The following is a 10,974-nucleotide window of genomic DNA, read 5'->3' on the forward strand; positions in this document are numbered from 1 at the left end:
GGGTCTATTCTTATCGATATTAATGAAGAATGGATTACCGGTAGCCGGTATTTATCTTTGAAGAGCGAGATGATCTCTTTGGATACTGAGGCTTCGGATTTTACAGCAATATAGAGACACTACCCAAAATACTCTTTCGCGTTTCAATTTTTTAATTTTCAAAAAAAATTCCGGAATAAATTTTCCCGTTGCCGGAGTAAACCGGAATCATTCAAAATTTTCCAGGAAAATGTTGCCGGCCGCTTACACAACTCTAACCGGCAAAACCCCCGCGACCGTCAGCGACCCTACATCAGATTCGCATTTCACTCCATCCCCAATCCGGCCCCTATAAGCCCCCCGATTCCCCATTTTTCCGGAACGGAGCCCGATACACCCCCGGATTCGGATCCGCCGACCCCCTGTTTCGTACGATCCACCTGGCGGTTTTTCACAAACAGGGGGTCCGGATGATCATTTACGTCGGAGATGGGGATTTCACGCCGGAGAATATCCCTGCGGAATGCCTTCGGGAAGATGCACTCCGCGAACCCTCATTCTCCGACGTAAGGGCCCTGTTGGGGAACCCCCCGGACCCGGCCCGGTGTGCGTAATTGGGGGAAAATGGATGTAAATTCATTTTAAATCGCCCTTAAAATGCCCGGATCTGGAAAATTACCCCGGAGGTTAAAAGTGCGCAAATAGGCGCAATTGGCTGGTCGATCTCCGTTCCAATCGGGCCATGGTACGGGAAAATGAAAGGAACACCTGTTTTGGCGGGGGGTTTTTTATGTCCGGGAGGGGTGACTCTCTGATGGAGAATCCGGTTGGAAGAATATGCTCACCCCTTTTTTTTAAAATGCATGGAATGTCGGAATACAACGGTTCCCCGTACACAAACCCTATTATAATTCCCGTCCAAGATCCCAGTATACATTGGGGGAATTGTCATGGTCAAGGCAATTGAATGCATCTATGAGGACAATGTTCTCAAACCGTTAGGAAAGATCCAGCTCCGGGAAGGTGAGCGGATCCTGGTGACCATCGAGAAGAAGCTCAGCTTCGAGCCCATACGGCTCAAGAAAAAACTTACCTCAGAACGCATCGGTGCTCTCCGGGATGAGTCATGGACCTCTTCCTAGATACTTCTTTTATTATCCCGCTGATCATAGAGACCGATACGACACGGAAGGCCCGGGATTTATTCACGTCCGTCCCGGGTACCTGTGCTGCAAGCATGTCGGTCTATGAAGAAGCCTTCTTTGTAGGGCTTCGGCTCATTGCCGAAGATGAGTTCGGTATTACCGGCACGGCGAAACTCAAGGAGCACATCCGCGATGAAGGATATGTGTTTGCGGACGAATTCATCCGTCATCTGAATGAAGTATTCTCCGGGCTCGTAATCGTTCCCGATTCATCGAACCTTTCTGCGATTACCGAGATCGCCCGCACCCACGCACTCCTCCCCAATGATGCACTGATTGTCGCCACATGCAGGGAGCATGCAATTCCTAAGATTGCTACATTCGATCGGGATTTTTCAAAGATCAAAGATCCCGTTCGTGTGAAAATCTGAAATACATTCGTCTGCTTCAGCGATCCCAAAGACCCCGTCGCCCAAGTAAAATATTTTGAAGATCCCCACGCATCAGCAAAAATAAGTGTGAGCTCCCAGGATCTCTCAATAAAAAAATAAATCACCGGACCCTGTAGTTTTTTCCCATATTTTTTCCACAATAAAAAAATTCTAAAAAACTTTTCAGAAAAATTATCAAAAAAATTCCCGGCCCGGCCATAAGGAAAACCCTTGCACCGGATCCCCACCAATCACGTCATAAACCTCCTCCCGGATCCCCCATTTCCCGAGTTCACACCATCCCCAATCCGGCCCCGATACGAGCCCCGATCCCCCATTTTTCCGGAACGGAGCCCGATACGCGCCCGGATTCGGATCCGCCGACCCCCTGTTTCATACGATCCACCTGGCGGTTTTTCACAAACAGGGGGTCCGGATGATCATTTACGTCGGAGACGGGGATTTCACGCCGGAGACCATCCCTGCAAAATACCCCCGGGAAGATGCACTCCGCGAACCCTCATTCTCCGACGTAAGAGCCCGGCCGGGAAACCCCCCCGGGCCGGTCCGGTGTGCGTAATTGGGGGAAAATGGATGTAAATTCATTTTGAATCGCCCTTAATATGCCCGGATCGGGAAAATTACCCCGGAGGTCAAAAGTGCGCAAATAAGCGCAATTGGCTGGCCGTTCTCCTTTCCAATCGGGCAATGGTGCGTGAAAATGAAAGGAACACCTGTTTTGGCGGGGGGATTCTCCCTCGTGAAAAGGCATGAAAATCCCTTTAACCCGGAGACGGGTCAGCTGATCCCTGACAGGCTGGATATCTATGACGGATCTGGTGCCCGCGACTGGTCCGCTGCACTGGTTCGATCCATCAGCAAATATTTTTTAAGAGCCGCATGCTGTCTCAACGAAATAATTTACCGGCCTCCTGCCGGAATTTTTTTTAAGAAAAAACTTCCCGGCCCGGCCACAAGGAAAACCCGGCACCCGGGTTGTACGCAAACCCTATAATAATACCGGACAAAGATACCATACAGCGTAAAAGAACTCATCAAAGGCAGGATTGCCGAATACCTTGATGAGGGATATGATCCTGGGTCCGGTGAATATATGCAGAAGACAACATCCCTCAAAGAGATCGAAATCGAGGAAATCGTCAACCGGATTGTTGAGGCCTCCCATCCGGAACAGGTTCTCCTCTTCGGCTCCACGGCGAGAGGAACCACCGGGCCGAACAGTGATCTTGACTTTCTGGTGATAAAGGCCGGCAGGTACAATGCACGCAAAATCGCGGGAATAATCTACCAGCGGATGCGGGGTATCGCCCGGTCAATCGATCTCGTCATCGTCACACCGCAGCAGGTGGAGGATTGCAAAAATTCCCCATTCAGTGTTGTATATCCCGCGGTGCGGGAAGGCAGGGTCATGTATGAGCGGAAGAAGACGGTCGCCTGATAACCCGGAAGAATGGCTTACCCGGGCCCGGAGTTCCCTTACCCTTGCCTCAACAAAGACACCGGGGGTTCTCTACGAAGATCTCTGTTTCCAGGCCCAGCAGGCCGCAGAAAAAGCGCTTAAGGCTGTTTTTGTAAGCCGGAAAATCCCCTATCCTTACACTCATGATATCAATGCCCTTCTCTCGGGACTTGAACAGCACAGCCTCACAATTCCTGAACCTCTATGGTGTGCTGTGACCCTTACCTCATATGCTTCAGATACGAGGTACCCGGGAACCGCCACTCCGGTAACCAAAGAAGAATATACCGAAGCGATCAGGTTTGCGCAGGGTGTTCTCTCGTGGGCAGAAAAACTGGTTGAATGACGGGAAAAACCGGGGGACGCACCAGCCCCCGCAGTTTTTATCCGGATAAGCCTCACGATCGCCGGATAATCTCAAGCGGTTGACGAGCACCCGGTGTTTGCTGCCCTCGCAAATACAAGGCCTGAGGCCCGGTCCCGCCATCATGTTGAGTGTTATTCCCCGCCACCCACGGGGGGGTGAGTATCCCTCCCTTTAGCAGGAACCACAAGGCCCCGGCGCCTAAGTAAAATATTTTGAAGATCCCCTGGCGCATCAGCAAAAATAAGTGTGAGCTCCCAGGATCTCTCAATAAAAAATAATTCACCGGGCCCTGTAGTTTTTTCCCATTTTTTTCCACAACAAAAAAATTCTAAAAGCTTTTCAGAAAAATTATCAAAAAAATTCCCGGCACGGCCATAAGGAAAACCCTTGCACCGGATCCCCACCAATCACGTCATAAACCTCCTCCCGAAACCCCCATTTTCCTAATTGAAGATCATCCCCAATCCGGCCCCGATACTCCCCCGGATTCCCCATTTTTCCGGAACGGAGCCCGATAAGCGCCCGGATTCGGATCCGCCGACCCCCTGTTTCGTACGATCCACCTGGCGGTTTTTCACAAACAGGGGGTCCGGATGATCATCTACGACGGAGAAGGGGATTTCACGCCGGAGATCATCCCTGCGGAATACCCATGGGAAGATGCACTCCGCAAACTCTCATTCTCCGACGTAAGAGCCTCGGAGGGAACCCCCCCGGGCCGGTCCGGTGTGCGTAATTGGGGAAAAATGGATGTAAATTCATTTTGAATCGCCCTTAAAACGCCCGGATTGGGAAAATTACCCCGTAGGCCAAAAGTGCGCAAATAGACGCAATTGGCTGGCCGATCTCCTCTCCAATCGGGCAATAGTGCGGGAAAATGAAAGGAACACCTGTTTTGGCTGGGGGGTTTCATGTCGGTGTGGGGGGATTCTGCGTTGTGAAATTGGGTGAAATACCGGGTAATCCGGTGACGGGCCCGATCACAACAAAACCCGGCACACCAGTACCGGAACAGAACACCGGCTTTACAATCCCCCCCGATCAGCCGGGCCGTCGCGTCCTGCGTGAGCAGGGTCATCTGGTGGATCGCGATTGCATTCAGTTTTACCAGCCGGTCAGGCTGGGGAATGTCTTCGATTATGAAATGTGCTCCCGAGATTCTCAGGATTCGAGAGGCAGACAAGCTCAGTACTTCTTTAATTATCCCACACCGTATGGGATAAAAACCGCCCTGTCATCAGACATACATTCTCGCACCTCAATCCGGGATAGAAATGGGCTTATTTCCCCCTCAGGGTTCGGTGGTGAACACAAAAAGGGGACCATTTTGTCCACCACGGAAATTATTCTCGTAATTCGTGGCGAAAATCCAAAACCGGTCAAATTGCGGTGCATTAGTTTTTCCCTTTAGCGATGTTCTGTAAGGAGTGTTTTTTTGGTCAAACTTTGTATCATCTCGTACCCGATCGGGTCCCCGGACACCACCCTGGGCCATAATCCGGATTCGGAATGTGCAGGAAAATTTGGGGTTATTGATCCATTCTGAAATGAGTGAAGTACTGAAGCTGCGGGATATCAGCATAATTACGGATATTCCCTTTTTTATCCGGGTTGCTGTCGCGCCATTCTTTTGCGGCGAGAGAACGGTTAATCTCTTTCCGGCCAAATACTGGGTATGACCGATGAGCCCGAAATCGACTCCGATCCCGACCTGCCACAGGACACGGACAACCCATGCCAGGAGCCGCAGAAGAGAGGGTGGTTTTTTTATTTTGCCATTCTCCTCATGGGGATCCTCATCTTCCTGGTGGTATTCGTAAATGTCCCGGCAATGCAGTCCTCTGCCGGAACAACCATTACCCGGACGGGCTGGCAACTCCAGTCAATCGCGAACACGAGCGGGGGGATGGAGCCAACAGGAGACACAGGCATCACCGTACGGTTCACCCGTGACGGGATGCTCAGCGGTTTTGCCGGCTGCAATGAGTACCGCGCAACGTACACCACGCACAATTATGCCATCACGATCACCACCCCGGCAACCTCGCGGAAATATTGCCCGGAACCAGGCGTGATGGAGCGTGAAACATTGTATCTCGAAAACCTCAACACAACAACCGAGTTCCGGGTAACCGACGAGGCACTGAAACTGTATAACAAGACCGGAAAGCCGGTTCTTGCCTATACTACCCTCCCGTCCTGAACAGGGATGGGGGTATCCCACGGTGTGACGGGCCAGCAACCTGCCCCCCATTCCTTTTTCGGGGCATGTGACAGAAGATCACCTTTACCCGTGGACACCTGCACAGTACCCCAAGGTTAAAAATGCCTGACAAGTAATACTTCATCCGGAGACGTTTGGTCATGGAAGCCAGGAGCGAGAGAAAAGAGGGAGTACTGATCTTTTTTGTGAGCGGAAGACTCGATGCTTTTGGTGCCCGGCAGATGGATGACTGGGCACGGGAAGCGTTGAGCGACGATGACAAAGAACTTGTCCTCGACCTGGCCGGCTCACCATACCTGAGCAGCGGCGGGATCCGGAGCTTCAACAGCTTAAAGCGGGAGATGAAACGCAGGAGCGGCAGATTTGCCTTGTCCGGTCTCGGGGAATACCCGAGAAAAGTTCTCGAGATGGCAGGCTTCACCACGGTATTTGAGATCTACCCGACCGCACAAGACGCCGTCAGCGACATCATCAAAAACCGGAAGAACCCCTCGCTCTTCAACGAGATCTTTTACAAGAAAATTGTAGGGGAGGGTGTGAACATGACAATCGAGCCCGGGTGGATGACCACCCCCCCGGTACTCCGGGTGATGGGAGATCTCAATAAAGTCCTTTTCTCCCAAATTACCGAGTCCGATATCCGGGAAAAGAAGTTCTCTGAGGTCACCTATTCCCTTGGTCTTGGCGCCCTTGGATCCGACAAAGCGGATGCCATGAAGCTCCTCGGGGAGATGATCACCCTCCACGGCTCCATGGTCTGGCTCCCGACCGATGGCAACAGTACCCCGGATTTCCTGACTCCCCTTGACAGCGGGGGGGACGTCCCGGTTTATACCGGGTATAACATCACGCTCGATGGTCCCTTCAATGAATACCTGACGCTGGATGCCATAGATGCCCGGGGTGTGTCAATAGCGGATATTTACCGGATCATCTTCTCCTCGGCGCGGGAGCGGGTCCGGAGTTATCATGGCGTGGTTGCCGTAACCATCTGGGGAGTAATTGATGGACTGGCCAGCTCCGGTCTGAAAAAAGCCCCCATCGCCTCCTCGGCACCACAGGACGGGGCATCGATCATGGCCCCGGCCCATGTCCACGAATGGATGGCCTCCGGGACCGTATCCCCTTACAAAGGCGACACGGTTGTCAGTTTCGGGATAGGGATCGATCTCATGCACGATCTCTCGTTTTTCCGGCAGGAAGATCTCTCCGCCCTCTATTATTCCAACCCCTTAAACAAGGGTGCTGAAAAACAGATGTACCTCCACAATCACGGGGTTGTTTTCAGGAATATCCCGTATGACCCGTCCCTTGACCTCAACACCCAGGTAAAAAAGATTGTCAGCGAGGGAGAATTCGTTGACATGCGCCACCTGCTCGATTCCACCCGGCTGAAGAAAGCGAAGATTGGAATATCCTATATCCACGAGATAGCACGGGAGATCTGAGGTTCAGGCGCCCGCCGGCTTGCGCTTGACCATAACAAGAATATTTTTTTCGTTCTCGTACCGGTACACGATCTCGTCCATAACCTGCCGGATCAAAAAGATGCCAAGACCCCCTATCCTGCGCTCATCGATATCGCCGGTCAGGTCGGGTTCGGGAAGGGTAAGAGGGTCAAAGGGCAGGGCGGAATCCTCGATCTGGATCTCAACGATACCCCGTGTTGCCCGTATCGTTACCCCGATCTCGCCGTCCCTGCCATCGTACCCGTGCACGATGACGTTTGTAACCGCTTCTTCCACGGCAAGCTGGGTATCGAGAATCTCCTCTTCGCTGAAGGCATGTTTTTTCATAACCTCATCAAGCGCAGAAGAGATCGCGTCAATCTCATTGAGATCCGGCTTGATCGTAAGAGCGAATTCCTTGTCCATTGGGATCACGCAGCCTTTCTGTACGTAGGGAGGATAGCAGGGGCCCGGGCATAATTCCTGCCGGAACACGTTCGCGCGCCGGGGAAAGGTGACGTGGATTTCCCTGGCGTGACTGCGCAGGGGCATATAATCGTCCGGCTCATCCCGGACAATCCAGCCCCGTGCCGTGAGGTATGCATCTGCCCCGGTGAACCATCAGGAGGCATGGGCAACGCTGAACGCATCTCGGCAGTCATGATATTTTCTATAACGCATTTGGCACCACTGATATTAATAATGACCAACCGGGACAGATCATTTTTTTCCCGGGACCCTGAATGGATAGGATTATCTTTTTTAAACGCTGACATTGGAGAGAATACTACCGGCTAACGGTACCAGAGGGATTCGCGTGGAAATTACATCGGCAACGCAGGAACGCGGAACAATTCTTTCCGTATCGGGAAGGGTTGATACGGCAACAGCCCCGACGCTTGAACAGGCAATAAACAAGGATATCGATCTCGGGCACCGGAGGATCCTGCTGAATTTTTCAGGAGTCAGTTATATCAGCAGCGGAGGCCTCCGGGTGCTCCTTGCTACCGCAAAGAAACTCAAAAATCCCGACGACAGGTTCGGGCTCTCCAGCTTAAGTCCGGAAGTCCATAAAATCCTCAAACTTGCCGGGTTCACCTCGATCTTTTCCATCTATTCATCTGAGGGAGAGGCCCTTGACGGCTGGTAACGACCAGCTCATCTCCCACCAGTGGCAGCCGGTTTTTGGGGCTGCCGAATCGGTAATTTTCCCGTTTATCCGGAAGATCGACACCATCTCTTCCAACTCGTATGTCATCCAGACCCCGGATGTTATCCTTCTCATCGATCCCGGGGGGCTCACCGAGCAGGCCGAAAACCTGCTGGATGTTGTCGGTGAATGCCGCTCTGAACGCGATCGCCCGCTTTTTGTTTTCCTCACCCACGCCCATATCGATCACTTCATCGGCGCACAACACCTGCCTGCCGTTGCCTCCTCGGTAAGTGCGGTCTTTTCCGTCCAGGAATCGGGCGCTGATGCCCTTGAACGGGGTGACGGGATGCTGACGCAGGCAGACCTGCTCGGGATCACCCAGCTGCCCATGAAGACCGGGTTCCGTCTTCTGACACGGCAGCGGGCAGACGTTTCCGGCGCCCCGGTCTCCCTTGCATTTTCAAACGGAGCGGAGGTCACGGTGGTGCAGGACCGGGTGGGGGCGGAGCCCGGAACAGAGCTTGTCCGCGAGCGGATCACGTTTGGTGCCGGGCCCGGTCTCGAGGTCTATCACACCCCGGGTCACAGCCCGGACAGCATCTGCATCCGTTTCGGTGAGCTGCTGTTCATCGGGGATATCCTCTTTGCAGCAAATCCCGGCATTGCCGGGCTGCGCGGGTGGTCGCAGGAAGACCTGATCCGGTCGCTTGCGGGAATTCATGAAATACTCATGGGCGGAGGGATACGGTTTGTCTGTCCGGGCCATGGCCGGGTCATTCCTGCACAGGACGCAGACCGTATGCTCTCTGCTGTCAGGAACGATGCGCTTGCCCTCTCGAACATTGCCGAGCTGAACCGTGAGCGGGCAGAAGATGCCGCTGCGTTTGCCGAGGACTGTATGGATCAGGTCAACGAGCTCTTCACGATCATGGCAGGCCGCCTCTATTATGTCTCGTATGTCATGGACGAACTGGGAGAGCCGGAAATTGCCGAGCGGATGTCTGCCCAGTTCAATGGCGATGCAATCGATGAACTCCTCGAGGCATTCAAGGATTTTGCCGATGAGCACCACCGGCATGATAATGTCTCGATACACCTTGCCCTGAAAGCCGGCCAGGTGATTGCCAGACTGGACCGGGCATTCAGGAGGGATGAACTTGCACGGCTCATCGATCCCTCGTTTGTGCAGCGGGCAAGCCGGCTGCTCTCCGATTATACAACCATGCTGCGCGGGTTCTGCCCCCCAAGCGATCTTGCCGTGTGCGAGCTCACGCCGCTGGTAAAAGCCCTCGTTACCGGCCTGTCCGTATCCATGTCTTCCGATGAGGAGATGTTTGCCTCGGCAGATGACGATGCAGCATTTCTGGATATGCTCCTTGCCCGGGTTGGGACACGCCCACTCCTGGAGGAGATCGATCTCATTCTTGATGCAGGGGATGAGCCGGTATCTGCGCTCGTGGACCGGGAGCTCTTTTCGGATCTCCTGACATATATTCTCGAAGAACTTGTCGGCACCGGGTCTCATCGGATCACGATGACGGTGGAGCGGTCCGGAAACGAGGCCTCGGTCATGATATCGGCTGACACGGATTCACCGGATGAACCGGGGGCCCGGAAGACATGGAGATTTTTGGAGCGGCTTTGTGAGCGGGCGGGGGGCCGGCTTGCTATCACCGACGCGGATAATCTCCGCAAATTCGTTGTTACCACCAGTTACGCATAGGCAGGTCGTATGCAGGAACGGTTGTTTTATTTTTATTACACGTCCACCAGAAATTACAACATGAGCTGCTGTCATTACAGTACTAGAGAGTACGGCACCATAAACCCGGATATACATGCCATGGAATCCCGATGATGACCCTGCACCCCAAACAAAACCCACATCCCTTAATCGAGTTCGAGAACATCACCGTCTTCCGGGACAACAATCCTGCCCTCGACCGCATCTCCATCACCATTGCGGAAGGTGAGAATGTTGCGATTCTCGGGCCCAACGGCGCCGGTAAATCCTCCCTTGTCAGGACCATTACCCGCGAACTGTATCCGGTTGTGTCGGATGAGCGGGTGGTCTTCCGGATCCGGGGCCGGGATGTCTGGGATGTCTTTGAACTCCGTTCAACAATTGGCATCGTCTCAAACGATCTGCAGATCACGTTCAACCGGGAGATGAGCGGCAGGGAGGTGATCCTTTCCGGTTTCTTCTCAAGCGTGGGGCTCTTCAACCAGGAGATCTCGCCTGCAATGTCGGGGAAGGCCGATGCCATCTGCACATTCCTTGAGATCGACCATCTCAAGGATCGTCTCATGACCGACATGTCCTCCGGGGAAGCCCGGCGTTTCCTGATCGGGCGGGCGCTGGTTAACAATCCCAGAACACTCATCCTGGACGAGCCTGCCAACAGTCTCGACCTGCATTCCCTCCACACGTTCCGGAAGACCATACGGAAGATCGCCCAGTCGGGAACCGGAATTATCCTGATCACCCACAATCTCCATGATATCATACCGGAGATCTCAAGGGTTGTCCTGATGAAAGAAGGCCGGATTGTGAATGATGGCAAAAAAACAGATCTGCTGACGGGGCACGCGATTGGAAACCTGTTCTCCGTGCCGCTTGAGGTTATTGAATCGGGCGGGTATTATTACGCGGCCGGGTACTGATGCGGGAGATTATGCTGAATGGGCATAATCCGTTTTTCCTCAAACCACAACTGCCATCACAGGAAAATCCCAATGGCACCGGA

Annotated in this window: 14 protein-coding genes; 12 read left to right on the forward strand and 2 right to left on the reverse strand. The window is 53.2% G+C overall.

All coding sequences use genetic code 11. The annotated features are described in order from the left end of the window. The first annotated feature begins 449 nt into the window (after nucleotides 1-449). From WC598_RS09585 to WC598_RS09610, 6 genes are all read left to right on the forward strand, one after another. Nucleotides 450-593, forward strand: coding sequence for a hypothetical protein (locus WC598_RS09585; RefSeq protein ID WP_372961273.1), 144 nt, complete (start codon nucleotides 450-452; stop codon nucleotides 591-593). Nucleotides 594-929: 336 nt separating this feature from the next. Then, nucleotides 930-1,121, forward strand: coding sequence for an antitoxin family protein (locus tag WC598_RS09590; RefSeq protein ID WP_372961274.1), 192 nt, complete (start codon nucleotides 930-932; stop codon nucleotides 1,119-1,121). After that, the gene (locus WC598_RS09595) at nucleotides 1,106-1,555 is read left to right on the forward strand and encodes a PIN domain-containing protein (protein ID WP_372961275.1); all 450 of its coding nucleotides are present in this window, start codon (nucleotides 1,106-1,108) and stop codon (nucleotides 1,553-1,555) included. The genes WC598_RS09590 and WC598_RS09595 overlap by 16 nt, the downstream gene beginning before the upstream one ends. Before the next feature lie 436 nt (nucleotides 1,556-1,991). Further along, entirely contained in the window at nucleotides 1,992-2,135 is a 144-nt protein-coding gene (locus tag WC598_RS09600; RefSeq protein ID WP_372961276.1) for a hypothetical protein, read from the forward strand. 534 nt (nucleotides 2,136-2,669) lie between these two features. Further along, the gene (locus tag WC598_RS09605; protein WP_372961277.1) at nucleotides 2,670-3,014 is read left to right on the forward strand and encodes a nucleotidyltransferase domain-containing protein; all 345 of its coding nucleotides are present in this window, start codon (nucleotides 2,670-2,672) and stop codon (nucleotides 3,012-3,014) included. After that, nucleotides 2,989-3,381 carry a HEPN domain-containing protein gene (locus tag WC598_RS09610; RefSeq protein WP_372961278.1) on the forward strand — a complete coding sequence of 131 codons (393 nt, stop codon included), beginning with the start codon at nucleotides 2,989-2,991 and terminating at the stop codon, nucleotides 3,379-3,381. The genes WC598_RS09605 and WC598_RS09610 overlap by 26 nt, the downstream gene beginning before the upstream one ends. Nucleotides 3,382-3,533: 152 nt before the next feature. On the opposite strand, the gene WC598_RS09615 is transcribed toward WC598_RS09610, so the two are convergent. Then, a complete protein-coding gene (locus WC598_RS09615) occupies nucleotides 3,534-3,809 on the reverse strand; it encodes a hypothetical protein (RefSeq protein ID WP_372961279.1) in 276 nt (91 codons plus the stop codon). Nucleotides 3,810-4,279: 470 nt separating this feature from the next. Between WC598_RS09615 and WC598_RS09620 the strand changes: the two genes are divergently transcribed. The 3 genes from WC598_RS09620 to WC598_RS09630 all read left to right on the forward strand — a co-directional run bounded on the left by WC598_RS09620 (nucleotide 4,280) and on the right by WC598_RS09630 (nucleotide 7,074). Next, nucleotides 4,280-4,813, forward strand: a complete 534-nt coding sequence (locus WC598_RS09620) for a hypothetical protein (protein ID WP_372961280.1) — start codon at nucleotides 4,280-4,282, stop codon at nucleotides 4,811-4,813. 264 nt (nucleotides 4,814-5,077) lie between these two features. Then, nucleotides 5,078-5,605 (forward strand): META domain-containing protein, encoded by a 528-nt coding sequence (locus WC598_RS09625; protein WP_372961281.1) that lies wholly within the window; start codon nucleotides 5,078-5,080, stop codon nucleotides 5,603-5,605. Nucleotides 5,606-5,766: 161 nt separating this feature from the next. Further along, nucleotides 5,767-7,074 carry an STAS domain-containing protein gene (locus WC598_RS09630; RefSeq protein ID WP_372961282.1) on the forward strand — a complete coding sequence of 436 codons (1,308 nt, stop codon included), beginning with the start codon at nucleotides 5,767-5,769 and terminating at the stop codon, nucleotides 7,072-7,074. Nucleotides 7,075-7,077: 3 nt separating this feature from the next. Here WC598_RS09630 and WC598_RS09635 read toward each other — a convergent pair whose 3' ends face one another. Continuing rightward, the gene (locus WC598_RS09635; protein ID WP_372961283.1) at nucleotides 7,078-7,500 is read right to left on the reverse strand and encodes an ATP-binding protein; all 423 of its coding nucleotides are present in this window, start codon (nucleotides 7,498-7,500) and stop codon (nucleotides 7,078-7,080) included. 391 nt (nucleotides 7,501-7,891) lie between these two features. Here WC598_RS09635 and WC598_RS09640 point away from each other — a divergent pair, with 391 nt between their 5' ends. From WC598_RS09640 to WC598_RS09650, 3 genes are all read left to right on the forward strand, one after another. After that, complete coding sequence (locus WC598_RS09640; protein WP_372961284.1) at nucleotides 7,892-8,224, forward strand: STAS domain-containing protein; 333 nt, start codon at nucleotides 7,892-7,894, stop codon at nucleotides 8,222-8,224. Next, on the forward strand, nucleotides 8,211-9,950 hold the full coding sequence (locus WC598_RS09645; protein ID WP_372961285.1) for an MBL fold metallo-hydrolase: 1,740 nt from the start codon (nucleotides 8,211-8,213) through the stop codon (nucleotides 9,948-9,950). Before WC598_RS09640 ends, WC598_RS09645 begins: the two co-directional genes overlap by 14 nt. A gap of 131 nt (nucleotides 9,951-10,081) precedes the next feature. Further along, nucleotides 10,082-10,891: an ABC transporter ATP-binding protein gene (locus WC598_RS09650; protein ID WP_372961286.1), complete on the forward strand. Its 810-nt coding sequence runs from the start codon at nucleotides 10,082-10,084 to the stop codon at nucleotides 10,889-10,891. Nucleotides 10,892-10,974 lie beyond the last annotated feature (83 nt).

Origin of the sequence: Methanoregula sp., assembly GCF_041645475.1 — an archaeon.
In the GTDB taxonomy this organism is placed as follows: domain Archaea; phylum Halobacteriota; class Methanomicrobia; order Methanomicrobiales; family Methanospirillaceae; genus Methanoregula.